Source organism: Apilactobacillus intestinapis (assembly GCF_049166695.1).
GTDB lineage: Bacteria > Bacillota > Bacilli > Lactobacillales > Lactobacillaceae > Apilactobacillus > Apilactobacillus kunkeei_C.
In genome coordinates this window covers 120,907-146,569 of sequence record NZ_JBMHFD010000003.1, presented here as the reverse complement: position 1 = coordinate 146,569, position 25,663 = coordinate 120,907, and the positions used below count along the sequence as shown (strand labels likewise).

Annotated in this window: 26 protein-coding genes; 5 read left to right on the top strand and 21 right to left on the bottom strand. The window is 37.2% G+C overall.

Going from position 1 to position 25,663, the window contains the following annotated elements:
* Positions 1 to 65: 65 nt before the first annotated feature.
* A complete protein-coding gene (locus tag ACOMA7_RS03525; protein ID WP_301945364.1) occupies positions 66 to 941 on the bottom strand; it encodes an alpha/beta hydrolase in 876 nt (291 codons plus the stop codon).
* A 151-nt stretch (positions 942 to 1,092) separates the two neighbouring features.
* Here ACOMA7_RS03525 and map point away from each other — a divergent pair, with 151 nt between their 5' ends.
* Complete coding sequence (gene map, locus ACOMA7_RS03520; RefSeq protein WP_054608424.1) at positions 1,093 to 1,887, top strand: type I methionyl aminopeptidase; 795 nt, start codon at positions 1,093 to 1,095, stop codon at positions 1,885 to 1,887.
* Positions 1,888 to 1,941: 54 nt separating this feature from the next.
* Here map and ACOMA7_RS03515 read toward each other — a convergent pair whose 3' ends face one another.
* From ACOMA7_RS03515 to ACOMA7_RS03495, 5 genes are all read right to left on the bottom strand, one after another.
* Positions 1,942 to 2,880 (bottom strand): phosphoglycerate dehydrogenase, encoded by a 939-nt coding sequence (locus ACOMA7_RS03515; RefSeq protein WP_034532572.1) that lies wholly within the window; start codon positions 2,878 to 2,880, stop codon positions 1,942 to 1,944.
* A 97-nt stretch (positions 2,881 to 2,977) separates the two neighbouring features.
* Positions 2,978 to 4,567, bottom strand: a complete 1,590-nt coding sequence (locus ACOMA7_RS03510; RefSeq protein ID WP_054605804.1) for a BCCT family transporter — start codon at positions 4,565 to 4,567, stop codon at positions 2,978 to 2,980.
* 233 nt (positions 4,568 to 4,800) lie between these two features.
* A complete protein-coding gene (locus tag ACOMA7_RS03505; protein WP_054608426.1) occupies positions 4,801 to 5,352 on the bottom strand; it encodes a sugar O-acetyltransferase in 552 nt (183 codons plus the stop codon).
* 49 nt (positions 5,353 to 5,401) lie between these two features.
* The gene (locus ACOMA7_RS03500; RefSeq protein ID WP_421392010.1) at positions 5,402 to 6,274 is read right to left on the bottom strand and encodes a ribonuclease H family protein; all 873 of its coding nucleotides are present in this window, start codon (positions 6,272 to 6,274) and stop codon (positions 5,402 to 5,404) included.
* A 53-nt stretch (positions 6,275 to 6,327) separates the two neighbouring features.
* On the bottom strand, positions 6,328 to 6,450 hold the full coding sequence (locus tag ACOMA7_RS03495; protein ID WP_257719910.1) for a hypothetical protein: 123 nt from the start codon (positions 6,448 to 6,450) through the stop codon (positions 6,328 to 6,330).
* A 167-nt stretch (positions 6,451 to 6,617) separates the two neighbouring features.
* On the opposite strand from ACOMA7_RS03495, the gene thiD reads away from it, so the two are divergent.
* On the top strand, positions 6,618 to 7,418 hold the full coding sequence (thiD, locus tag ACOMA7_RS03490) for a bifunctional hydroxymethylpyrimidine kinase/phosphomethylpyrimidine kinase (RefSeq protein WP_421392006.1): 801 nt from the start codon (positions 6,618 to 6,620) through the stop codon (positions 7,416 to 7,418).
* A gap of 29 nt (positions 7,419 to 7,447) precedes the next feature.
* Here the strand turns inward: thiD and ACOMA7_RS03485 are convergent, their stop codons facing one another.
* Complete coding sequence (locus ACOMA7_RS03485) at positions 7,448 to 7,627, bottom strand: hypothetical protein (protein ID WP_421392004.1); 180 nt, start codon at positions 7,625 to 7,627, stop codon at positions 7,448 to 7,450.
* Complete coding sequence (locus tag ACOMA7_RS03480) at positions 7,627 to 8,331, bottom strand: NAD(P)H-dependent oxidoreductase (RefSeq protein WP_421392001.1); 705 nt, start codon at positions 8,329 to 8,331, stop codon at positions 7,627 to 7,629. The genes ACOMA7_RS03485 and ACOMA7_RS03480 overlap by 1 nt, the downstream gene beginning before the upstream one ends.
* 411 nt (positions 8,332 to 8,742) lie before the next feature.
* Here ACOMA7_RS03480 and ACOMA7_RS03475 point away from each other — a divergent pair, with 411 nt between their 5' ends.
* Positions 8,743 to 8,940 carry a cold-shock protein gene (locus ACOMA7_RS03475; RefSeq protein WP_034530568.1) on the top strand — a complete coding sequence of 66 codons (198 nt, stop codon included), beginning with the start codon at positions 8,743 to 8,745 and terminating at the stop codon, positions 8,938 to 8,940.
* Positions 8,941 to 9,055: 115 nt separating this feature from the next.
* Here the strand turns inward: ACOMA7_RS03475 and ACOMA7_RS03470 are convergent, their stop codons facing one another.
* Positions 9,056 to 9,580 (bottom strand): TetR/AcrR family transcriptional regulator, encoded by a 525-nt coding sequence (locus tag ACOMA7_RS03470; RefSeq protein ID WP_034530570.1) that lies wholly within the window; start codon positions 9,578 to 9,580, stop codon positions 9,056 to 9,058.
* Between the two features lie 176 nt (positions 9,581 to 9,756).
* On the opposite strand from ACOMA7_RS03470, the gene ACOMA7_RS03465 reads away from it, so the two are divergent.
* Positions 9,757 to 9,984, top strand: coding sequence for a P8 family protein (locus tag ACOMA7_RS03465; RefSeq protein WP_054608453.1), 228 nt, complete (start codon positions 9,757 to 9,759; stop codon positions 9,982 to 9,984).
* Between the two features lie 92 nt (positions 9,985 to 10,076).
* Here ACOMA7_RS03465 and ACOMA7_RS03460 read toward each other — a convergent pair whose 3' ends face one another.
* On the bottom strand, positions 10,077 to 10,388 hold the full coding sequence (locus ACOMA7_RS03460) for a DUF7671 family protein (protein ID WP_053792037.1): 312 nt from the start codon (positions 10,386 to 10,388) through the stop codon (positions 10,077 to 10,079).
* A gap of 79 nt (positions 10,389 to 10,467) precedes the next feature.
* On the opposite strand from ACOMA7_RS03460, the gene ACOMA7_RS03455 reads away from it, so the two are divergent.
* Positions 10,468 to 11,163, top strand: coding sequence for a DUF6198 family protein (locus ACOMA7_RS03455; protein WP_421391996.1), 696 nt, complete (start codon positions 10,468 to 10,470; stop codon positions 11,161 to 11,163).
* Between the two features lie 14 nt (positions 11,164 to 11,177).
* Here ACOMA7_RS03455 and ACOMA7_RS03450 read toward each other — a convergent pair whose 3' ends face one another.
* The 11 genes from ACOMA7_RS03450 to fabF all read right to left on the bottom strand — a co-directional run bounded on the left by ACOMA7_RS03450 (position 11,178) and on the right by fabF (position 25,650).
* On the bottom strand, positions 11,178 to 12,917 hold the full coding sequence (locus ACOMA7_RS03450) for a hypothetical protein (RefSeq protein WP_421391994.1): 1,740 nt from the start codon (positions 12,915 to 12,917) through the stop codon (positions 11,178 to 11,180).
* Positions 12,918 to 13,019: 102 nt separating this feature from the next.
* The gene (locus ACOMA7_RS03445) at positions 13,020 to 13,961 is read right to left on the bottom strand and encodes a DMT family transporter (RefSeq protein ID WP_421391992.1); all 942 of its coding nucleotides are present in this window, start codon (positions 13,959 to 13,961) and stop codon (positions 13,020 to 13,022) included.
* 163 nt (positions 13,962 to 14,124) lie between these two features.
* Positions 14,125 to 15,063, bottom strand: coding sequence for a DMT family transporter (locus ACOMA7_RS03440; protein WP_421391989.1), 939 nt, complete (start codon positions 15,061 to 15,063; stop codon positions 14,125 to 14,127).
* Between the two features lie 41 nt (positions 15,064 to 15,104).
* A complete protein-coding gene (locus ACOMA7_RS03435) occupies positions 15,105 to 16,496 on the bottom strand; it encodes an amino acid permease (protein ID WP_053792041.1) in 1,392 nt (463 codons plus the stop codon).
* A 304-nt stretch (positions 16,497 to 16,800) separates the two neighbouring features.
* Positions 16,801 to 17,724, bottom strand: a complete 924-nt coding sequence (locus ACOMA7_RS03430) for a YczE/YyaS/YitT family protein (protein WP_414827044.1) — start codon at positions 17,722 to 17,724, stop codon at positions 16,801 to 16,803.
* 140 nt (positions 17,725 to 17,864) lie between these two features.
* A complete protein-coding gene (locus ACOMA7_RS03425; RefSeq protein ID WP_421391985.1) occupies positions 17,865 to 20,555 on the bottom strand; it encodes an MMPL family transporter in 2,691 nt (896 codons plus the stop codon).
* A gap of 14 nt (positions 20,556 to 20,569) precedes the next feature.
* Positions 20,570 to 21,181 carry a TetR/AcrR family transcriptional regulator gene (locus ACOMA7_RS03420; RefSeq protein ID WP_034532431.1) on the bottom strand — a complete coding sequence of 204 codons (612 nt, stop codon included), beginning with the start codon at positions 21,179 to 21,181 and terminating at the stop codon, positions 20,570 to 20,572.
* A gap of 102 nt (positions 21,182 to 21,283) precedes the next feature.
* Positions 21,284 to 22,195 carry a DMT family transporter gene (locus ACOMA7_RS03415; RefSeq protein ID WP_421391982.1) on the bottom strand — a complete coding sequence of 304 codons (912 nt, stop codon included), beginning with the start codon at positions 22,193 to 22,195 and terminating at the stop codon, positions 21,284 to 21,286.
* A gap of 100 nt (positions 22,196 to 22,295) precedes the next feature.
* On the bottom strand, positions 22,296 to 23,204 hold the full coding sequence (locus ACOMA7_RS03410; RefSeq protein WP_054608432.1) for an aldo/keto reductase: 909 nt from the start codon (positions 23,202 to 23,204) through the stop codon (positions 22,296 to 22,298).
* A gap of 102 nt (positions 23,205 to 23,306) precedes the next feature.
* Complete coding sequence (gene galE / locus ACOMA7_RS03405; protein ID WP_054608433.1) at positions 23,307 to 24,296, bottom strand: UDP-glucose 4-epimerase GalE; 990 nt, start codon at positions 24,294 to 24,296, stop codon at positions 23,307 to 23,309.
* A 115-nt stretch (positions 24,297 to 24,411) separates the two neighbouring features.
* A complete protein-coding gene (fabF, locus tag ACOMA7_RS03400) occupies positions 24,412 to 25,650 on the bottom strand; it encodes a beta-ketoacyl-ACP synthase II (RefSeq protein ID WP_421391979.1) in 1,239 nt (412 codons plus the stop codon).
* Positions 25,651 to 25,663: the final 13 nt, after the last annotated feature.

The following is a 25,663-nucleotide window of genomic DNA, read 5'->3' as shown; positions in this document are numbered from 1 at the left end:
ATTATAATTTAATACTTTTTCTATTTTATCGATTTAGGTTTAATAAGTAAACTATTTTGCTTTGCTTAATTTTCGTCGAACAAGAACCTTGCGATGATGTGATCAACGAAGATGTTGTGGTGCAAACGACTGTGTTGACCATTGACCCCATTAACTGGGATTTCTTGGTAGTTCTTAGCACGTTTACCAATCAAGTACTTCAATGATCGAGCTGAGGCAACTGAAACGACACCGTCTGATTCTTGTTTGGTATTATCGTTACCATATATATTCAAAACAGAAACATCTTTAGGGAATGTCTTACAATCATTTAAAAGTAATTGATATGATGGGAACCACTTGTTAGCTTGTGAGTAAATCATGGGTTTACCTTGTGCATCAACGTAATTATCATTACCCGTACTGCCTAACTTGATGATACCGTCGTATGGTCCGGCGATTGAAACAAATTTTTGTAATTTTGGCATGTCTTCATCGCTGTTATACCTTGCAGCTGTATCTAAGATAGTAACGGCTCCGGTAGAATGACCGACAGCATTGTAGTAATTAAATCCATAATGGTCTTTTAGTTTTAATAGAATTGCATGTAACCAACTTACTTGTTGATCAACCGGTGTAAACTTTTTCTTGAAAATAACTTGAATAATTGGTTTTCTGGTATTTAGTTCAAGATTACCCTTATATTTTATTTTACCTCGTTTATTAACTAGTATAATTAGAGAACGGTTACCTCCATCACGTGATGCAATTGTTGCCAAGTGATTAGTGGATTTACTAGATCCTCCCAGACCATGAACATACAATGTTGGTGTGTTTTGACCACCTCTAGATGATCGAGACATTAATAGGTTGTCACTTCTAATCGCAAAGAAAACTGCGAAAAACGCAACAATTAATGTCACAATAATCAAAATAATATTGGTCTTAGCTGTTTTACTCAAGATGATTCCCCTCTCTTTTCTTCTACTCTCTATCATACTAGAAAATCACAAAATTTACATCCATAATTATGTGCATTAATTAGCCAAATCTAGTAATTTGTAGTAGATTATAGGTATAGACTAAATATGAACGAATAAAGGAGAATTTATTTTGATTACACTTAAATCACCACGCGAAATCGAAATGATGGCCAAATCCGGTGAAGTCTTAGCTGGCGTTCACCTTGGCTTACGTGACATGATCAAACCAGGTCTAGATACTTGGGAAATCGAAGAATTTGCTGACAAATACATCACCGAACATGGTGCAAAGGCATCAGAAAAAGGTTTTGAAGGCTACAAGTTTGCTACTTGTGTTTCAGTTAACGACGAAGTAGCTCACGGAATTCCACGTAAGGGCCTAAAGCTTAAAGATGGTGACATTGTTAAGGTTGATATGACCGTTAACAAGGATGGCTTTGAAAGTGACTCTTGCTGGACTTATGCAGTTGGAAACATCTCAGAAGAAGACCAAAAGCTAATGGACGTATGTAAGGAAGCTCTATACCGCGGTATCGACCAAGCCGTTGTTGGTAACCGTTTAGGTGATATTGGTTTTGCTTGCCAAGACTTCATTGAAAACCAAAACCACATGGGTGACGTTCGTGAACTAATCGGTCACGGAATTCAACCTACTATGCACGAACAACCAAACGTTCCTGCATACGGTGAACCTGGTAAGGGTCTACGTCTAAAAGAAGGTATGACCATTACCATCGAACCAATGGTTAACCTAGGAACTTGGGAAATCACTGATAGATACGATGCTAAGGACGACTGGACTTACTACGTATCATCAGATGGTACTAACTCAGCTCAATACGAACACACCATTGCTATCACTAAAGATGGTCCAAAGATTCTAACCTCTCAAGGCGACGACATCGACGAAAAGTACAAACTATAATAAACAAAAAAGCCTCGTAAGATAATTCTTACGGGGCTTTTTATTTTGGTTGAATTAGTCCAAACCGTTAACACAGTGTTCAGGCTTTTCACCCTTTAGCACGTGGTTTACTTCACTACTTGCCATGTTAGAAATCTTAGTAAATGATTCTACTGAGAATCCTGAATTATGTGGAGTCATGAAGACGTTTGGTAGTTTTCTTAGTTCACTATCCATTGGAAGTGGTTCTTTTTCGAACACGTCTAGACCTGCTCCGGCGATTTCACCAGACTTCAAGGCTTCAATCATGTCTTGTTCGTTAATCACTGCACCTCTAGCAAAGTTAACGATAAATGCTGAATTCTTCATCATCTTGAATGTGTCTTTATTAACAGAACCGATAGTTCCCTTCACTGCTGGTAGATGTAGTGAAACGAAATCAGAACGTTTAAATAGTTCATCCCATTCAACGAATTCACCGTATTCTGAAGTCTTAGGGCTTCTGTTCCAGATCAATGTCTTAACACCGAAACCTGAAAGCATCTTGGCAGCTTGTTGACCAATGTTTCCATAACCAACAATCCCAATTGTCTTACCCTTAATATCGTGTGATGGGTGATGGAATGCGTATGAGTCATCACCTTCATGCATTTTTTGAGAAACTGTGTATAGGTTCTTAGATAAAATTAAAATATCGGTAACGGCACATTCAGCAACCGCCACTTCGTTTCCACCAGGTGTATTGGTAACGTAAATTCCACGTTCCTTACAGTGGTTTAAATCGACATTATCGTATCCCACACCAAAACGTGCGATAACCTTTAGGTTAGGCATTTGGTCGATAGTGTCATTGCTTAATGGAGTCGCATTAATTACCATTCCATCAGCATCTTTGTGTTGAAGTAGAGAGTCTGCGTATTGATCTTCTAATTCCACTACTTCAAAGCCATAATCCCTAAGTGGTTCGCCTAAATAATGAGCAAATTCTTTAGGAATAATTACTTTTTTAGCCATTTTCTCTTCAACTCCTCATTTTTTATAACATATAAATATTATCACAAAAAAAGCCACTACATGGATTTTTTATATCCATTAGTGGCTTTTAGCGACTTTAATGTCTATTAATTGTGTTTTTTGGCCATAGGATTAATTTACCCTTAATGGCACTCTTTCGTTCAACAGTAACTGGTTTCTTCCCACGACGTGGCGTCCATCTTGGATTTCTAATTACGGTAGGATCATTTTTAATCATCTTAAAGACTGACATAATGATCAAGATGCAGACGAACATCAATGGGAACCCGGCTAAGGTACAGAAAGTTTGAACTGTCTCAAATCCCCCAACGACAACTAAACTGAATGAGAATAGGATAAATACAACTACCCAGGTCATTCTGTTAACACGACTAGGTTCTTTACCAGGACCAAGTGGCAAACTGGTAAATGAAGAAAGCACGAATGCTGATGATGAAATCGTGGTTGCCAAGAAGATGAAACAGGAAATAAAGTAAAATGCAAACATGACATACTTCATAGGTAAGGTTCCAAGAACGGCTGAAATAACAGCGGCTTGGCCTTGCGTATTTAAGATATGTGTTAAATTCAATGTTCCGGTCTTTTGTAGCCATAGTGAGTAACCACCAAAGACGGCATAAAAACTCATGCATCCCAAAGCACCATAGGTAAGCATCCCCATGACGATTTGTCTGATTGTGCGTCCCTTGGAAATCTTAGCAATGAATAGTCCCATGAATGGCATGTATGATAACCACCAACCCCAATAGAAAATGGTTTCTTGTTGGGCAATTCCGGGACGACCGTTTGGCACGGTATTCATACTCATTGGAATGAATTTTTGAATCAATAATCCGACACTGTTTGTTTCTGAATTTAGAATGTATACGGTTGGACCAACTAGCAAGACGATTGCTAGGAAAATAATAGCGGTCCAGATGTGGGCATTACTTAACTTATCAATTCCACCGTTTAGTCCCTTAAAGACGGTTAGTGCAAAGATAATGAATAATACCAAGAATAATCCTAGTTTCATATTTAGATTATCAGGAATTCCGGTTAAAGAACTTAAGACTTTGGAAATGATTGGAATTTCCAAACCTACGGAGGCTCCTACCCCTCCCATGATTCCAAATACTACTAGTAGGTTGACGATTTTTCTGGCAATGTTTTGCCAAAGTTTTTCACCATCTAAGATGGTAATCGCATCACTTAGAGATTGTATTTTGCGTTTCTTGTTATACATCATATAACCAATAGCAATCGTGGGTGCCGCGAACATCAACCAAGCCATTGGACCCCAATCGTATTGACCATACATGTGAGCTAAGTTGTAAGCAGTCACTGAGTATGGTTTAACAGATCCTTCTGGATGTTGAACGTATCTCAATGGGTCCACCATGCTAAGCATTAGAATACTTGCATCGATGGCGGTCGCAAAGACCATTGAACCCCATTGGAAGTTCTTGTACACCGGCTTATCCGTAGGTTCCCCTAAACGAATATTGCCATACTTTGATAACATCAAATATACAAAAAACAAGAAATTGATGATGTAAATCCACATGTAACCCCAACCCATATTGCTGGTTACCCAGTTCAATACGTTGTTTAGAAGTCCTTGTAGTGAAGAACCACCAATTATCAAAAATACTGAAACCCCTAAAAATAATACGACAGTAGGAATAAAGACGAGCTTGTCGATATTTTTACTTTTAAAAATAATAATCCTCCTCTGAGATTAAACACAAAAAGCTGCACAAATAAGTGATTCGTATATAACGAATGACCATCTGCACAGCTTTTCTAAGGTTATACAAATTAAATTCGAATTATTTTTGCATTTCAATTATATTATACACAAATAACAATTTATGTAAAATGTGGCCGCACGGGCGTTTGAAAAGCATATTTTAATTCCTATTTGACAGTTTTAATAACACGAGCTGGATTACCTACAATGACCACATTGTCGCCAAATGATTTGGTAACAACTGATCCAGCACCAACGACAACATTTTCACCCAATGTAACACCGGGCAATACAGTCACATGTCCTCCTAGCCAGCAATTATCACCGATGGTAATTGGTTTTCCCATTTCGACATCGGCCTTTCTTTGGTCTGGGTCCAATGGATGTACCGGTGTGTACAATCCAACGTCTGGACCAAAGTAACAATGATCTCCAATTGTGATTGGGCATGTGTCCAACAATGTTAAGTGGTAGTTGGCATAAAAGTCGTCTCCAACATGGATGTTGTATCCATAGTCGAATTCAACGCCGGTTTCAATCCATAGATTATTACCACTATCGCCAAGCAATTTGGCTAGTCGTTGGTTTTGTTCTTTATTATCTGATAGTGAATTAATGGCGCTTAACTCTTTTCTAACAACACTACGTCTTTGTTGTAACTCTTCGTCATATTGTTGATAAGGTTCTCCTGCCGTCATTTTTTCACGTTCTGTTTTCATATTTTGCCAGCTTTCATAACTTATTCAATTATTATTGTATCATATGAAATTATTTATCAAAAAAACCTAAATCACGAAGGCTCTTCTCAATGTCAGATACTGACTTATCTCTATCGATGTATTCCTTAACCGTTTTTGATTCAGCTGGTTTAACTGTCATATCGGGATTTTTCCCCTTTTTCTCAACGATTTTAGGCTCTTCGGTACGCTTCTTAATTGTTGAATGAACACTTGTCTTGTTTGGTTGATTTAATTTCATATCATCCATTTTTTCATTCAAAAGTTTATCAACAAAATTGTTTCCAGAGTTATCAGCATGACCCTTAGTCCATTTGAAGTTTAGGTGCTTAAATTGGCCTAGTAGTGCTGATAGTTGCATGAATTCATTTTTGTTTTTGATGACTGTTCCATCGCTTTTCTTCCAACCACGACGACGCCAAGAGTTTAGCCATCCCTTAGTGACTGAATCTAAGACGTACTTAGAGTCCAATATAGCGTCAATAGACTCGTTTTGCCATCCCTGGTCTATGATGTACTGCAAGGCGTTAACTAGCCCTAAGACTTCCATTTTATTGTTTGTAGCACCGAATTCACCATCAGAGGCATAATGCTTCTTACCGTCTTTTATAATTAAATATGCCCAGGCAGCCTTGTCGTCATCCTTAACGTGTTGGCCGAGCTTATTTCCATGGTTTCTAGAACCACCGTCACTATATAGTGTGATTGATCCACTCTTGGTCATCTTAGGCACAGCCTTCTTAGCTGGTTTTGCTAATCCCATGTAGGCTTTGGCTTCTGATTGGGTCTTAAAACTTTTATATTCGGCGCCAGGAAAACCGTTAACTTGGTTCTTACATTCGTCCCAAGTGCTATATATACCAGGCTTTTTTCCTTTTCTTACTGCATAAAATTTACTAGCCATCTTTTTCTCCTTTTATGTACAAAAAAAGACCCAGAAAATCTGAGTCCAAAAGATTATTTAGCAGGCTTTGACTTCAAGAATTTTTGTAAGTCAGCAACTTCTTTTTGTTTCTTGTTACGCTTGTTGTTGTTGATTGGACGACGTCCTTGAACACCATTTGGATGACAAATTCTCACTAGAGACACCCCTTCCTGTTAACCATAAATTAATTAGTACCATTATAATATAAAGACGGTACCTAACGCAAATTAGAATTATTCACTCATTATTATATCGATATTGTTTACAATTTACAAGTTTGTGTTAAAATAACTTCAATTTAATAATAAGAGGTGGCAATTTTATGACAAATGATTTTCCCCAAGTTTTAACCATTGCAGGTTCAGACAGTGATGGAAGTGCAGGAATGCAAGCCGATTTACATACTTTCTTTATGCATCATACTTACGGTGCTTCCGTAATTACAGCGTGTGTTGCAGGTAACTCATTTGGTATTCATGACAGTGTCTCTATGCCAGTTTCATTCATCAACCAAGAATTCAAAGACTTAGCTGATGACTTTAAGATTTTAGCATCAAAAACAGGAATGTTAGCTGATGCTGAACTTATTCGTACCGTAGTTGAAAACTACAAGAAATACGATTTTGGTCCATTAGTTGTAGATCCTGTTATCATGACTAAACATGGCGCTATGTTACTTGAACAAGCCGCTTACGACACTTTGAAGGAAGAATTAATTCCTTTAGCCACAGTCTTGACCCCTAATTTCTACGAAGCACAAAAGTTAGCTGATATGGAAATTAACTCAGACGAAGACACCAAGTTTGCCGCCAAAAAGCTTCGCGAATTAGGCGCTAAAAACGTTATTATTAAAGGTAAACACGTCGCTGGTGAAACAGACGTCGTTAAAGATTACGTCCTATTAGAATCTGGAGAAGACTTCTGGATTGAAGGACCTTACTACCATACAGAACATAAGAATGGTACTGGTGATTCTCTATCAGCAGCCATCACATCTGAAATTGCTAAAGGCACTTCCATCGCCGATGCTATCAGAATTGCTGACGACTATGTCGACAAGGCAATCAAGAACGAAATTTCAGTCGCTCACAAATTCGGTCCAATTAACCACTGGGCTCAATAAAAAAGACTCGCATAAGCGAGTCTTTTTTATTACCATTTATCGGGACTCCACATTCTACCGTCCAATTCATCTTGGGATTGTTGGAGTCTTTTTTGTTGTTCTTTATTAATGTCTTTAATCCCATCTAAAAAGGATAATAATTTAAAACTAGTTTCATTTTTTTTTAGTTCTTCGATTTGTTGGTCCAACCATTCGTTTTGACTAGCCATTATTCATCATCCTCCTTCTTGATTAGATCAATTTCCCATTTTAATTCGTCCAATTGGTCGTAGTTGGATTGAAGATAATCGATTAAGATATCCATTCTATTTTGTTTGTCATCATCTAAGGATGCCTTTAAAACGGTTAATTGGTTGATGTACCATTTTTGCAAACTGGCAAAGCTATCAAAGTTATCATTGGTCAAATAACTGCGGTAATCAATTAATAGCTTTTGCTTTTGCGCATCAGTCATGTAGGCAAATTGTGAAATTACAAATGGTTTCAAGAATTTCATTTGGCCACGTTGGGCGATTGCTTGGTATGGTTTCAACAATTCAGAGATACTAAAACTTTCCCTGCCACCAACTTGGTATTCCTTGATTGGGTCACCCAATGTGGTAATGATTCCCATTTCTTTACCCTTCAAAACGCCCTCTTGTTCAAAAGCGATGAAGTTCTTGGTAAAGACATCGTCTTCATACTTCTTCATCAAGGCTGGTGCACTGTACCAATACATTGGAAATTGAAATAAAATGCGATCGTATTGTGCTAATCTTTGTTGTTCTTGTTCTTTATCAAAAGTAAAGTCTGTTTGGATATTATCTAAAACGACCCAATCCACATTTTCAATATCAGACTGACATTGTTTTAAGAATGCTTCGGTCATTGAATTATCATATTCAGGATGTGATACTAACACCAAAGTTTTCATATTCGTTCCCTCGTTTCTTTAATAACACTATTTTAAATGATTTAGCGCAAAATTTACACTATAACGAATTTACGTATATTTCAGATTAAAAGATTGTAATCGTTCGTATATTTTAAAATTATTTTTTAAAATTTTTTTCGTTATTTTTTAAGAATTAAGGGTATGATAATGCTTAAAAACGCCTTTATATCAATAGTTTATACACGATGTATATTATTAAAAATAAATAAAATTATTATTCTGATATTAGTTGACATCACCCCCTATTTCGGGTATATTATTACCAATGTGTTACATAGTTTCGATTGTTAAGGTTACTTGTTTTATAGTTTTATGAAATGACCCCTTGATTCAGGCTTTTGATACATTAAGATTTTATAACGCACGATATGTGCAAGGAGGTTTCATATTATGAAACAAGGTACTGTTAAATGGTTCAACGCTGATAAAGGTTACGGTTTTATCACTACTGAAGACGGTGACGTATTCGTTCACTTCTCAGCTATCAACAAAGAAGGTTTCAAGACTCTAGAAGAAGGCGAAAAGGTTACATTGGACGTTGAAGACGGCGACCGTGGACCACAAGCTGCTAACGTTACTCCTGCATAAGGATAACCTCTTATTTAACTTTTAGTTTAAAAAGAGATCAAAAACACCCGAGATTTTCTCGGGTGTTTTTTTATTGTCTCGAAATAAAAAACTCCCTATCAATTACGATAGGAAGTTAGTTAATCTTGAAATGCATGTACTTAGAAACGAAGATTACCAATGATTGAATTGGTTCCTTCATTCCGTCCTCAGTCCAAGTAATAATGATTTCTGTTAATCCACCGGCAATCAATGAAACTAACATCTTGGAAGATTCTTCTCTGGTTTCCAAAACGTTTTCATCAATTAAGTCGGAAATGTAGTATTTTAGTCGTTCTAATAAGATCATGGATAAATCATTTTTCATAATCATTTCCATCATGTCTTGATCCTCTTTGACAAGTTCGAAGAAGATGGTCGCGATATCGGTTAGATTGTGTGACTGACTTGATGCTAAACGTTGGATGAACGTGGTAAATGAGCTATCAAATCTGTAAATAATGATATCTTTTTTATTATGAAAATTTCGATAATACGTCATTCGTGAAACATCAGCTTGTGCACAGATATCTTTCACATTAATTTCATCAAATGGCGTGGTCTTAAGTAGTTCGAACATTCCATTAACAATTTTATTCTTTGTTGCAAATTTATCTCTCATAAACTTTTGCCTCACTTCAGTATATTTATGAATATATACGAAATCGGGTTTAAATGCAAGTTAAGTCGCCCTTCTTTACTTTTGATAAATTATCAAAGCATAATTTTTAACAAATAGAAACATTAGAATTATAATGTAATTGAGCTTTAAAAATAAGGAGGAAATTTATTATGGCAATGACTGCTGAACAAAAAGTAAACGATAGAGAAAGAGTATTGGACACACCAATGAACAAGGAATTCGATTGGTCAGATGATACTACACCTGTTCGTGATGCTTTATGGAATCACTACATGGAAGAAGATGGCAAGGACACCATGGCTACTGAAGCTAAGATGCACCCTTACCTAGACATGTCTAATGATGAAGTAGCAGCAAACGCTGAAAAGATTCTAAAGAAGTAAGCATTTGCTATTAATTTCGACGCTTAACAAAGCTCAACTTACTTATTAATAAGCTCAACTGGTTATAACAACGCCACAAAAAAGACTTGATATTAATCAAGTCTTTTTTTAGCTTCATTTAATTGTTCATCGCTTAGGACTTCACTGGTAAATCTTTGCAATGGTGTAAATTCATGACGATCCTTGAACTTCACAGGTTCGTAGTCGACAACTGCCACTAGCATGTTGTTTTCAGTTAGAAACAACTGACCGACGCCTTTGAATTTACCCTTGGTATGCTTCCCGGTTCGCCAATCGTGAAGTTTGAATTCACCCTTGTCGTCCTTCTTAATTACATATTGGCCTGATTGATCTTCATCAACCACGACACCAATATATCGATTTACTTCATATTTACCCTTCATATCAATCACCTTTCTTATACTTTACCATAATTACACTGCTATATGTGATATCATTGAATTACTTAATTCACTTTAGGAGATGATCGTTATTCGATCTGTTAATACATTAAAAACAAGAATTATAGCACTAATCTTTGGGCTATTATTAAACGCCTTCGGAAATGCCCTTACAATTGTATCCGGCTGTGGTTCCGGTATCTGGACCGCCGCATGTGTAAACATCCATCAATTGTTTGGCGTCGACGTTGGAATTATGATTTTTACATTTGGAATCATCAATGCTTTGACCAATCAAATCTTGATTAAACACATTGATGTCTTACGTTTTGTTGAAGAAGTCATCTTTATCATCTTCTTCAGTTCATTCATTCAAATCTTTACCAACTACTTTGAATCACTAGGTTGGAATCACCTATCACTATTCATTAGGGTGCCAATGGCATTGATTGGGGTTTGCTGCTTCTGTACAGCCATCTCACTATACCAACGCGCAAACATCTTCATGCATCCAAACGATGATACCACCAACATTCTTCGTTTCGATTACTTAAACGGTAGTGCCATCAAGTCACAACTATTGGACTTCGCACCACCTATCACAATCATTTTAATCTGTGCGATTTTCTTACATCGTATTTACTCTGTAAGCATCGGTACTTTATTCTCAATCGCATTTAACGGGATTTTGATTCAAAACGCTGACAAGTATGTTTTCCCATCTCTAAAGCATAATGAAAACATTAATACCCAACTTCAAAAACATTTTGAAAAATAAAAAGAAGCGTTTCATTACGAAGCGCTTCTTTTTATATGCTTTTTCCATCTTAGAATTAGATAAATCATAATTCCCGCAATCAATCCCATCCAGCTAAATACAGTAACCCATAGTAAAGCTAATAAGATTGGTGTTGCATGATAGTAAATTTCAAGTTTATTATGACCAGGCTTTGAGTTAACGATTACACTACCGATTTGAGTTTGTTTAACATTGCTAATGTGCTTACCGTTTAAAATCAGCTTGGTATCGTCATACTTAAAGATTGGTAATTGCATTGTCTTGTTGTCGTCTGAGTCATTATCCCAAGTTAACAATAAGTGACCATTACGTTTGATTGTCTTTGTAACCTCACCTTTATAGTTGATGATTTGATCACCGTAGTTACCATATGGATGATAATCAAAGTAGTTATAAGCAGTCATCTTGTATTGAACCGGTAAGTAGTCCGGAGTGGCCTTCGTTAACATCTTAAGAACGGCACCAGTATCATGAGATGACAAACTATCTCTGATGGAGTTGGTATCCGTTGTTTGATAATGAAGGTTGTAGTCGTTTTGAACCACCTTAGGTGAGAAGAAGTGATGCACTCCCTTTCTCACTGGTCCACCCGCATTGTAGATAATGAAGAAGGTTAAAATCAACAATGCGTAGTTCTTAAATGAATTGATCCATTGCTTTTTAGAAGCGTCGTTAATCATGATTCCGGCACAGATTAATAACAAGATGAATGGAATCACGACAAAACGACGTGGCATTTGAATTAGGTATGAAATGCTTGGAAACTTCTTGTCTAGTGGCCCCCATGGGAATAACACAGAGGAAATCCACATGAAGAATAGCCCGGTAATAAAGATAATTTTTCTAGATGAGCTAATCTTTTTGAAGTTAATCGCGAAGTAAATCGCCACGATGATAAAACCAATCGAATAAATTGGTGGTAATACGAATACGTTCTTACCAAACAAGGCAACGGAGTCTTCATACATATCAAGTTGTGGTGCCACTCCTAACGCATGGTTAGTGAATGATATTTGCATCATTCCGTACCAAACGTTGGCTGTCAAACACAATGTCAGTAAAACTGACAAGATGGCGTTACGCCACATTTTTAACTTTTCATCACTATGAATCACACCATAGATAAACATTGGAACTAGTGCTAACGCACCAGTCAAACTGCTTAGCATATGAGTCTGCAACAGAATCGACATTGGAATCGCCAGTTTTAATATGTTGATTGATTTATAATCAACCATGTCGAAACCGGCCGTTAGTAGCCAAGGTAATAAGGCAGCTCCCCATCCGGTGAATTGCATCCCTACAACCCATCCCATAATCAAATAAGATGACATGTAAGCAATTCCGACAAAGACAGCATATATTTTCTTAATATGAGTTCTGATTGCTAGGTTATACATTGTCATTCCGCTGACGCATAACGTTAGCAATGAGGCGACAATCTGGTATCTTACCCAATTGCCGGCAACCAAGAGAATTAAACCATTAAAATAAGCCGCTAATGGCCCATATAAAGCGTTAATAATTCGTCCTGACTGTTGGTATCCATAAATGGATATAAAGTAACTTAAATGGCCAGTTTTTAGTTGCATCGCCGCATCGTAGAATCGATTCATATGAAAAATGGAGTCGACCCCCAAAATATATGATCCGGTCACGATTTGTGGCAACATTATTAACACGGCGACCAAGAAGATTGTCATGTATGGCCAAAACTTAATCGCTTTTTTCATCGATATTCTTCCTTAAACTATATTTTACAAGTTCAATATTAACACATAAAAAAGAAGCGAACCTTAAAATTAGGCCGCTTCTTAGTGTAATATCAATATTTTTTAAGCTTCGCTATGTTTATCAATCGTTAATTTACGATGTGACTTTTGTAAAATGAAGATTGCTAAAATAACTAGAACCGCACCGACGATTTCAATAAAGCTAATTGAAATTTGGAAGAAGATAATACTTAAAATAAAAGTAACCACAGGTTGTGTTGCGTCGACTAGACTAACAACTTCTGATGGTGCGAAATTCAAAGCATGTAGCAATAGCATGAATGGAAGAATTGTTCCGAATAGAATAATTCCACCAACTCCGAATACGATACCAGTAGTTAGATGTGGCATGTGCACCCAGATTGGTTGTTTTAAGTTGAAGATAATTCCGGCAATTAGAGTACCCCAACCTAGAATTACAATTGGTGAACTTTGTCCAACAATCGGACGTGGTAGCACAACGTATAGCGCTGCGGTTACACCAGATAAAATTCCCCAGATTAATGATGCAGGAGTAATTGAAAGTGATGAAAAATCACCCTTAGTTAGAGATAAGACAACCCCTGCCAAAGCAATTACGAAAACCATGATATCAATTGGTAATGGTTTTCTGTGTTGGAAGATGATTGATCCCAATAGAATAAATAATGGTGCTAAGTATTGCAAAATAGTTGATGCATTGGCGTTACCAGTTTGTACACTCATGTAAAAAGTGTATAGGTTGGCACCTAGACCAAATACCCCGTAAGCCACGATACAAATGAATGATTTCCATGACTTAAAGACATTGAAAATGTGTCCTTTATAAATAATTGCAGAAATAATCAATAACACAATTCCAGAGATCATGGTTCTAGTTGATAAGAACCAGTTAGCTTCCAAACGTTCTGTTTGAGATACGAATTGTAAAATTGTACCTGATACACCCCAAAGTGCTGAAGCTAAGAAAGCCCAGAAGATACCTTTCATGACATTAGTCTCTAAAAGGCCTGTTTCGTTTTCCATATTTTCACCCCATATAAAGCTATAATTCCAGTAGATGTAAAGTTTTCTTACTTGAAACCTATATTAAAAAGATATCACAAGTAAGAAAGCTTGAAAATAGAAAAAGACCATTTCCACGAAATAATACGTAAAAACGGTCTTTTTGATAAGTTTTTTATACAAACTATCTAATATCTGGGTCGTCCTTATCTCTCTTTTGGTGAGATCTTTGTAGGAAGTAGATAGATACGATAATGATGATTGCACCAAGTGCTTCGATTGGTGTTGGAATCAAGTGGAATACAATCATACTTAAGATGATAGTAACCACTGGTTCTACGGCATCAACGATACTTGAAACTTCTGATGGAGCAAACTTCAAACTGTATAGAACAGCTGAGAATGCGAAGATAGTACCAACTAAGATAACTCCACCGATACCTAATACGATACCTGGTGTGATCTTAGGAGCATCAGTCCAGAATGGGTGGTATGCGTTAAAACCGATACCAGCAATCAAAGTACCCCAACCTAGAACAACGAATGGTGAGTTTTCCTTTGATAGTGGCTTTGGAACTGAGTAGTATACGGCAGCTGAAACAGCTGATAGTAAACCAAAGATAACGGCAGTAAATGGAACTGATAGTTCACCAATGTGACCGTTAGTGATGATCAAGAACACCCCTACTAAAGCTAGTAAGAATGAAATAACATCAGCCTTTAGAGGCTTCTTCTTCATGAAAATTAAACCGTATAGAACAATAAAGATTGGTGCTAAGTATTGTAGGATTGTGGCAGTAGCAGCGTTACCTTCTTGAATACTTACGTAGAAAGTTGACATGTTAACTGCTAAACCAAAAATTGCATAGATGAATAATCTAATGATTGATTCTTTTGACTTCCAAACATCAAAAACATGTTTACCAACGTGAATTGAACCAATAGCTAACAATAAAATACCTGCAAATAATGTACGAACTGAAATGAACCATTGAGTAGGAACTGCTTCGTTTTGAGCAACGAATTGCATGATAACTCCTGAGAAACCCCATAGGGTTGAAGCCATCGCAGACCAGAAAATACCTTTCATGACGTTTTCAGTCGTTGTATGTTGTTTTTCCATTTTTTAAAACTCCCCGTTTGTTCATAATAGCAAAATTGTTATTATGATTTGTTTGATCGGCTATGTTTAATTCCATAACCGAAGTAAATACATAATCCTCCAGCAAACCAAATGATTGCTAAAATCCATGTATCAAGTGGTAGTTGTGTTAATAGGTATACACAAGCTATCGCAGATACAATTGGTAAGACTGGATATAATGGAACTTTGAATCCATCATTTTTAATGTCTTTACGTCTTCTTAGGAATAAAATCCCAATTGACATGAATGTAAAGGCGATTAATGTCCCAATATTAACTAAGCTTGCTAGCTTATCTAGTGAGAAGATACCACCCATTAGGGCGATCACAATTGTTACGAAGATAACACTGTGAATTGGAACGTTCTTCTTAGTGTCTATTTTACTCAAGTTTTTAGGTAAAAGTCCATCACGACCGATGGAATAAATTAGACGTGAACTACTAAATACCATGTTTACCATCATTGTAAACATACCTGCTAGCGCACCCAATGAAATTAAAATTCCAAGTTTGTCCAAGTGAATCATTTGTAGTGCAAATGTTACTGGATCTGAAACGTTTAATTTTGTATAAGGTACAATTCCTGTAAGAACAATTGAAACTAATATGTACAAGATTGTACAAATGATTAATGTCCCAATAATTCCGATTGGCATCGTTTTTTTAGGGTTCTTTACTTCACCTGCAGAGGCAGCAATAACATCAAAACCTAGGTAAGCAAAGAATACTAATGAAGCCCCTGTGAAGACCCCACTAACACCGAATGGCATAAATGGGTTCCAGTTGGTAGGCTTAACAAAGAATGCCCCGGCAACTACAAAGACAATAATGATCGCAATTTTTACTAAAACCATTATGTCGTTTAAACGTGTGGATGATTTAACACCCCTAGTTAAAATCCATGAAATCAATAACACTACTAGAATCGCAATCAGATTAACGTATGTGCCGTGATTCGGATCATAGTTAGCTGATAAGGCCTTTGGCATGTGGATTCCGAAATTAGCCAGTAATGATTGCAAGTAAGCTGACCAACTTGATGCAACAGTTGCTACTGAAAGCATGTATTCAAGAATTAATCCCCATCCAATAATCCATCCAGTAATTTCTCCGAAGATAACGTTACCGAATGTATATGCACTCCCTGCAACTGGTAATGCTGATGAAAATTCAGCATAACACATTGCACAAAGTGAACATACAACTGTTGCAATTACGAATGAGAGGATGATTCCTGGTCCAGCAGTGGTAGCTGCAACCGTTCCTGGTATTACGAAAATTCCTGCACCAATAACCGCACCGATTCCCATCATGATTAAATCTTTAGTGCCGATAGTTCTTTGTAAATTTTGATCCCTATCGATGAACTTAGCCAATGATGTCTTACGATTCACCTTAGACAGAATATTCATAAAAATCCCCCTTTTTTACATGAATAAATAAAAACCGCACTAGTTTTCCTAACTAGTGCGGTAAAAAAAGCACTAGAAAGAATAACTGCTTACCAGTCATTTTTCTAGTGCTTCCGAAGTTTTCATAGCGAAATAATCTCTTCTACGTACTATACTAAACGACTAGTTCAGATTAAAGAAGAAATTATTATTATCTTGTTTTATTGTCAGAATATAACAAGTAGCCATGATTGAACCTCCAATTTTTATTCGTTCATTTATTTGTAATAATCTTACCGAAAATATATGGATAATGCAAGTTTTTTTATTTAGCTTTATCTTTTCTTTCCTTTAATTCAGCGTTTAATGATTCCAAACGCTTATTAAGAATTAATTGGACTTGTTGATTTTTTCTCATATTATCGTTAGTTTTCTTAATTAGTTCTTCAATCTCGGTATTAGTGTAACCAGACATTTGTTTTTGCATAATGTAAGTATCTTTATAGGCACTGCTTACGATATCGTAACCACGTTTACCTAAGCTAACTAGTCCACCAGCGGCATCATGTAGGCTTGGTCTTTGACTGAAGTGATCGATATGAGTCATTAGTTCACGACTAACGGTGTTGTTCCAGAAACTAATCAATGAACCAGCAAAGAATGCAGTAAAGATGGTCATGATTCCGAATGGTCCAGATACAACAATAGCCACAATCATGAAGATAATATCTTGAGCACTTCTAACCTTTCTGTATTCGATGTGAGTCTTTTCTGAAATAATTGGTGCTAATGCATCATAAGGTGATACCCCTAATTTGGTAGCCATGTAGATAGAAGTACCTAATGTAAACACTAAAATACCGACAATCGCATCGAAAACCATCATTGGAATACTAATCTTACCGGGGAAAATCATTGAGTAAAAAGTACTGAAGTATTCAATTTCATATCCCACTAGGACCATGTTAAAGATGGTCCCTAGTCCAATTTGTTTACGATCGAAAATTAAAACGATAATGAATAATACTAAGTTAGCGAATAGTTGAAATGAACCCAATGAAGTTCCTAACTTTGTAGCCATCCCTGCATTCATTGCGGTGAATGGGTCAATACCGACATGTCCTGAGCGCATAAAGGCGGCACCTAAAGCAATTAAGGTAACCCCTATTAATGACATAATCGCACGTAAAAAGAAGTCTAGCGGCTTATTAATCACGTTTTTTGAGTTATCGTATGAAATGTTTTCCATAATTTTATACCTTCTTAATGTTTATTATTTCAATTATGATTGCGCTTTCATTATAACTCTTTTATAGTTCCAAATGAAATGATTTATACCAAAAAAGAGACGATGGAAAATCCATCGTCTCTCATTCGTATTATTTTCATCTATTCTTTATCTTCAGATTGACCATAAGTCAATTTGATCAATGCTGAGATTAGCATTGGGATGATAAATACTAGGATGATTAATCCAACAATTACCCCAATAGCAACTTGAATTAGAGTTAATACTCCTGATGGCATTAGAGCCGCAAAAGTACCACCTAAAATGATAGCTGCTGAGATAACTACCGTACCGATAACGGCACAGGCATGTTGAATTTGTTTTTCAGCTGTAGCGTCAACGCTACCGAATTCACGGTATTTCATCATCAAGAAGATACTGTAATCAACACCCAATGCGATTAGCATTACGAATGTGAAGAATGGTGTGTTCCAAGTTAGGAACTTTTCACCTAATACAGCAGAGCTAATTAGCTTAGTGATGCTTAGTGATGAAATGTAAGCAATGATTAGAGTACCTAAGATGTAGAATGGTTGAAGAATTGATCTGGTAATAACCATTAATGCAATCATAATTCCGATTACCATGATAACCGCAGTTCTCAAGAAGTCAGAACTTGCGATGTGGTGAGTATCAGAAGTAGTTGCGGTTTGACCACCAATTGCAACCACACTGTGATCTAATGAGGTACCTGAGATATTGTTGTATACCTTGGTTTGTAGGTTATCAACTTGGTTCATTGCACTTTCAGAGTTAGGGTCTTTATCTAAAACGACAGTGATCTTAGCGGTTTTCTTATCTTCTGATAGATAAGTGTTAACTGAACGCTTGAATGTGTCACTCTTTAGGACGCTTTCTGGAATGTTGAATGAATCAGAAGCTTGTGAGTTTGATAGAGAACTTAGGTAAGAATTAGCACTACCCATTCCCTTTTCGATTTTATCTAGACCAACGCCAGCCTTCTTTAGCTTAGCTTGGGTTTCTTTCAATTGAGCGGCTAATGCCTTGGCATTGTCACCAATACCTTGGGTATTTGAAGCAATGCCTTGTAGTTGTGATTGTAAACCACTCATTAGTGTTTGTTGCTTAGTTGCGCTTTGTTGTAACAATGCACCTACAATTTGTAGTTGTGCTTGGCTTAGTGGTTGACCCACCGAGGCCATCTTTTGTTGTAGTTGAGTCAATACAGCTTGACCATTGGTATTACCAGTTTGACTACTCATTGCTTGAATATTCTTTAGGTATTGACCAATTGTCATTGCTGAAGAACCAATGTCTTCCAATGGAGTAGCGTTGAATGATGAGTTCTTAGTACCTTGTTTGATGGTGCTAATACCCTTCTTAGCTGTCTTCATCTTGGAATTTAGTGTTTCTAGTTGGTCGTTTACGTAAAGTTGGTTAATTGGCATCCCACTTGGTTGAGTGACTGATGCCACAGTCTTTACGCCTGATTGTTTACCCAATTGTTGGGTTAGTCGATCAATTTCATTCAAGTCTTTTTCGTTATTTAGCTTGTGGTCGGACTTAATGTAGATAGTTGAAGGTTCAGCAGTGCCCTTTGAAAAGTGCTTTTGAACAGTCAATAGTCCTTGTTTAGCAGGAACGTTATTTTGTAATTCCACACTGTTGTCGTAGTTTAGGTTGTTCTTGTAAGTAGCCATGAATGGAACAGTTACAACAAGTACCAAGACGATAGCAGGAATTGCCCACTTGGTTGACTTGTTTGATAAGAAGCTCCATAGCTTGTTTTCACCTTCACCATCGAAGTTCTTTGATGGCCAGAAGATGTTCTTACCTAGAACTGACATGAAGAATGGGTTCAATGTTACCAATACAAGTAGTAATACGGCAACACCGACAGCCACACCAACGGCTGATTGGTAAATTGAGAACTTAGCTAGTGCTAATGTTGCAAAACCAATCAATACTGATGTTCCTGAGTATAGGATGGTCTTTCCGGCAACTTTTCTTGCGTCGATAGTTGCTTGAATTTGATCCTTACCCCGACTCAATTCTTCCTTAAATTGGTTGTATAACAAGATGTTGTAATCAGTACCAATACCGAATAGTACAACCACCATGAATACACGAGTGAAGTTTGAAAGTGGGAAACCGAAGTATTGAACAAGGTTCATCACAATGCTCAATGATACGATGAATGAGACACCCACAGTCAATAGTGATACCAATGGCACAATTGGTGATCTAAATACAATAATCAATACGATTAGGATAAAGACAGCGGCGATAACTTCAGTCTTTTGAATTCCTTCTTGTGTAGAAACTCTAAAGTCATCGTTTAGGATATCCCCACCTGTAACGTAAGTTTTAACTCCTGAGGTCTTAACAGCATCTTTAAGTTGGTTGTTAACACTTTGGATTGAACGCTTCTTGGTTACGTTTAATTGCACAATTTCAGTGGTCTTATCCTTTGAAATTAATTGCTTCTTAGTTGCGTCGTTATCAAATGGCGCTGTTACACCCTTGATACCGTATTCGGACTTGTTATCCTTTAATTTTTGAATTGTAGCATCGATTTTCTTTTGGTCACTTGAAGTGATCTTACTATTACCATTATTGAAAACAACAACTGTATCCATGGTATTGCTAATACCATGACCCCAATGCTTTTGAATGGTTTCAGCGACTTGACTTTGTGAAGTAGCCGGAATCTTAGTTTGGCCCTTTTGTGCTACTAAGTTAGACATGTTTGGTAAGAAGACTACACTTAGGATTACTACAACCAGCCATGCAATCAAGCTACCAGTATACTTCTTAATAAACTTTGGCATTTGAATTCTCCTCCTTATTTTTTGATGTTAATTAAATCTTGAGGCGCTGTTCTTTGCGTCGTTTTAATGATTTCAGCGATTTCACTAGGAGACTCTGGATGTTCTTTGCTCATCCAATAAACAACAATACTCATCAACCTATCTAAAATGATTTCCATCACATAATCTTTGGGAATTCCTGGGTGGAATTCGATTTCAGAAGGTGCGGCATGAAATGATTCAACAATCACTTCTTTAAACATCTTCTTAATCTTACCGATTAAATATGGATCACCGTCTGGGCATAACAATGCAGACAATAATTTGGAATTTTGGTAAAAGTAATCAAGTGTCTTAATTACTAATTCAGATGGAGTATTTTCACTATTTTCAGAAAACGCCTTTAATTCTTCTGGAACAATAGCATTTAAAATATCCTGAATTTCACCTAATAAACGTGTTTCTGTCTTTGACAATAAATCAAACTTATCTAAATAATGAATGTAAAACGTACCACGACCAATTCCGGCTGTTCTGGTTAAGTCAGTAACATTTAAATTATTGAAACCCTTAGTATGAATCAATTCAATTAAGGCTTCAGTAATTTGGGACTTGGTTTGGATCGTTCTACGATCTTGTTTAACCATACCTACGTCTCCCCTCAAAAATCACTTTATCTAATAATTCAATTACATTATAAAAACAACGTGCTGAGAAAGTCAACACGTTGTTCATTATCTTTTTTATTTTTATTCGTTTTTATTTCCTAAAGCCAGGATAAACACAGTACTTAGCACCAAAATTCCCCCAATGACTTCTGCACCATTAAATGATGTATTAAGGAAAATGACGGCACCAATGGTTGCTGATAGCGGTTCAAACGTATCTAGCATCCCTGCAACTGTAGGTGAAATGAATTTCAAACTATTGATGAAACAAATAAATGACATCATCGTTCCAAAGAAGACGATAAATCCGACCCCTAATACAGTTCCTAAGGTTAGTTTAGGCACATCCACCCAGAAAGGATGAACGATGGTAAAGATGACTCCACCGACTAGCATTGCCCATCCGACAACGACTAGTGTTGAAAAACGTTTCAATAGGTTTACCGGTAGCATCGTTTGAATGGCTCCCGCTAACGCTAACAATAGTCCGGCAATTAATGCTGGCGTGGAGATTGCTAACTGGGTTAGATGTCCCTTAGTTACCAATAACCATGTTCCGATTAGTGCAACCAACACGGCGGTTGCTTCGTACTTATTAGGCAACTGATGATAAAAGATGGCGGTAAAGATAACAATCAGTACCGTTCCCAAACTTTGTAGCACTGTTGCAGTTCCGGCATTACTTAGGTTAACTGTCACTAGGTATAAGTATTGCACAGCAGCTAGACCAAATACGGCATAGGCGGCAAACACACCCAGATTCTTTGGTTTCTTCCAAAGATCCATTACTGGTTCTTTTTTTACAAAGTTAGTGAATAGTAAAATCACAATTCCTGAAATTCCCATCTTAATTCCCATTAACCATTCAGGTGATAGATGATTATCTTGGAATAAAAATTGTGATACTGGACCTTGAATCCCCCAAAGAATCGCCCCGGTCACGGCAAGAATTCCACCGATTAATCTCTTTTGCGCTTGTGTCTTATTTTCCAATCCAATTCTCCATTTCTCTAGTTGTTTAATACCATTATAGGACAAAAGAAAAAGCGTTGTCATTAAAGACAACGCTTTTTTCTGAATAGTTAGTGTATAACTAGTCTTTGTAGTTAGCAGGAGAATCGTCCCACTTATCAACAGTATCTGTCATTTGTCCGGTAGTGTGCCATTCAAAGTCTGGGTACCATAAACTACGCTTTTGCTTGTCGATACCTTCAATGGTCTTCATGTCATCTTCTGATAACTTGAAGTCAAAGATATCTGAGTTTTGAATAATTCTTTCTTCATGTGATGACTTAGGAATAGTTACTACACCTTTTTGCCAGTCCCAACGAAGAATTACTTGAGCAACTGACTTGTTGTACTTGTCAGCAATCTTCTTGATTTCTTCGTTAGATAATGCTTCCCCACCACCAAGTGGTGACCATGCTTCTAGTTGAATACCGGCATGATTATTGAATTCTAGGATATCCTTTTCTTGGTTAACTGGATTGAATTCCATTTGGTTAACGGCAGGAACGATATCACTGTGGTCTAGTAGATTTTGCAATCTTTCGTTATCGAAGTTTGAAATACCGATAGCTCTAATCTTACCTTGACGGTAAAGTTCTTCCATTGCCTTCCAAGTATCAATGTACTTGCCATCAACTGGCCAGTGCATTAAGTATAGGTCAATGTAAGTTAAGTCTAGACGTTTTAGTGTACCATTTAAGGCATTGATTGTACTTTCATAACCTTGATCACCGTTGAATAACTTAGTTGTGATAAATAAGTCTTTACGGTTTTGTCCGGTTGCAGCTAAACCTTCTTTAATTCCTTCACCAACACCAGTTTCGTTACCATATTGCTTTGCAGTATCAATTAAATGGTAACCCTTGATGATTGATTCTTTAACTGATTCTTTAGCACTTGTATTATCTGTCTTCCAAACACCTAATCCAAGACGTGGCATTTCAACGCCATTGTTTAGAGTGGTTGTTTCTTCAAGTCCTTCTAATCTGTTCATAGAAAATTCAGCCTCCTATTTCTTAAGTTCAACTTCATGGTAAAGCCCATAGATTTGATTTTCAAGAAAAAAGAAATGATTATAATCAAATATAATTAAATATTAATCTTCATAACCGTGTGGGTGTTTTTGAGTCCACGTCCATGCACTAGCGATGATGTCTTCAACGTTGTCATGTTGAGGTTTCCAGCCTAGTACTTCACGAGCCTTAGTTGAGTCAGCAACTAGTGTACTTGGGTCACCCGCTCTTCTTGGTGCGTCTTCGGCAGGAATTTCCTTGCCAGTCACCTTACGAGCGGTTTCTAGCATTTCTCTGTTTGAGAAACCAGTTGATGAACCTAGGTTAAATGCTTCTGAGTCTCCGCCCTTCATCAATCTGTCTAGGGCTAGGATATGAGCATCAGCTAAATCGACAACGTGAACGTAGTCACGGACGTTAGTACCATCTTTGGTTGGATAGTCAGTACCAAAGATTTGTAGCTTATCACGAGTGCCTTGAGCAACTTGTAGAATAATTGGGATTAAGTGCGTTTCTGGACCATGGTCTTCACCAATTGATCCATCCATCTTGGCACCACCAACGTTGAAGTAACGTAGTGCAGTGTACTTGATGCCATAGGCAACGTCAGCCCACTTCATCATCTTTTCCATCATTAGCTTACTTTCACCATAAGGATTGGTAGGTACTTGAGAATCAGTTTCCTTAACTGGAATGCTTTCAGGTTCTCCGTAAGTAGCAGCAGTAGAAGAGAAGATAATGTTGTTAACGTTGTGTCTTTGCATTGCTTCTAGTAGAGTAATCATTCCACCAGTGTTGTTATCGAAATACTTCAATGGTTTTTCCATTGATTCTGGAACGATAGAATTAGCGGCAAAATGGATAATCCCATCAATCTTTTCGTTGTTAAAGATTTTGTCTAGGAAGTCAGCATCTCTGATGTCTCCTTCGTAGAACTTTGCGTTTTTGTTGACACTAGCTAAGTGTCCAGTTGCTAGGTTATCTGCAACGACAACATCGTAGCCTTTTTCAATTAAACGATCTACGGTGTGAGAACCGATGTAGCCGGCTCCACCTGGTACTAAAATTGCCATATAAGAATGCTCCTTTTAAATTACTTATATTATCATTATCAAACAGGAACCTTAAAAATTCAATAAATTCCAGAAAAAAAGACGCGGTATTATACCGCGTCTTTTAATTGTTTTATTAGTCGTTTTCGTACTTCTTGAATACAAGAACTGCGTTGTGACCACCAAAACCAAATGAGTTTGAAATTTCGTAGTTAACTGGTGACTTCTTGTTGTCTTCGTTTACTAGGTTTACTTCAACTTCTGGATCGATGTTCTTAACACCGTAGTTAACTGGCATTTGTTGACGTTGTAATGCACCAACCATGATAACAGCTTCTAGTGAACCGGCAGCACCTAGAGCATGACCAGTCATACCCTTTGTACTACTTACCTTGATGTGATCGTTGTCAGCAAATACTTTCTTGATAGCTTGTGATTCAGCTGAATCATTAGCATGAGTACTTGTTCCGTGAGCGTTAACGTAGTCAACGTCCTTAGGATCAACGTTAGCATCCTTAAGAGCTAACTTCATAGCATCAACAGCACCTGAACCGTCAGGTCTTGGAGCAGTTAAGTGGTAAGCATCTGAGTTAGTACCGTAACCAACAACTTCGGCTAAGATGTTTGCACCACGAGCCTTGGCATGTTCTAGTTCTTCAAGAACTAAAGTACCGGCACCTTCACCCATAACGAATCCATTTCTATCCTTATCGAATGGAATTGAACCACCTTCAACAGTTTCTGAAGTTGAAAGTGCTGATAGAGCAGCGAAACCTGCAATACCTAATTCGTTAACTGAGGCTTCTGAACCACCAGTAATCATCATCTTGGCTTTACCAAAACGAATGTAGTCAAATGCATCACCAATAGCGTTAGTACCTGATGAACAAGCAGTAACGATAGCTTGAGAAGTGTTTCTAGCATTTAAGTTAATTGAAATGTTACCAGCAGCCATGTTAATGATTGAGTTAGGAACGAAGAATGGAGATACACGACCTGGACCCTTCTTTGACATCTTAATAGCTTGTTCTTGGATAGTTGTTAAACCACCAATACCTGAACCATAGATAACACCTAATTCATCTGGATCAAATTCGCCTTCTTTTAGGCCAGCTTGTTCCATAGCTTCGTAAGCTGAGTATAAAGCGTAACGTGAGAAGTCATCCATACGTTTTGAAATCTTCTTGTCGATACGTTTTAGTGGATCAAAATCTTTAACTTCGGCAGCTAGAGTAACACCAGTTTCTGAAGCATCAAACTTTGAAATTGGAGCAATACCTGTCTTTGAAGCAAAAATATTGTCTAAGAATGTGTTAGCGTCGTTACCCAAAGGACTAACGGCACCAATACCTGTAATTACAACACGCTTTTCCATAGAGTTATCCTCC